Raw genomic sequence first — 348 nt, forward strand, 5'->3', positions numbered from 1 at the left:
ACCGAGGTCATCCACCTGGGCCACAACCGCAGCGTGGACGACGTGGTGACCGCCGCCCTGCAGGAAGACGCGCAAGGCATCGCCATCAGCTCCTACCAGGGCGGGCACGTCGAGTACTTCAAGTACATGGTGGACCTGCTCAAGGCCCGCGGCGGCGCCCACATCCAGGTGTTCGGCGGCGGCGGCGGCGTGATCGTGCCGCCCGAGATCCGCGAACTGCAGGCCTATGGCGTGACACGCATCTACAGCCCCGAGGACGGCCAGCGCATGGGCCTGGCCGGCATGATCGGCGAGATGGTGATGCGCTGCGACCAGGACCTGGCGCCCTACGCGCCGGCCTCGGTCGAA

1 protein-coding gene is annotated in these 348 nt (G+C 69.0%); it reads left to right on the forward strand.

All coding sequences use genetic code 11. The features are described 5' to 3' along the window. Positions 1-348: cobalamin B12-binding domain-containing protein (locus AAHB17_RS24630; protein ID WP_342133696.1), on the forward strand; the 348-nt coding region annotated here is incomplete at both ends.

The organism is Hydrogenophaga sp. OTU3427 (assembly GCF_038440225.1).
Taxonomy (GTDB): Bacteria; Pseudomonadota; Gammaproteobacteria; order Burkholderiales; family Burkholderiaceae_C; genus Hydrogenophaga.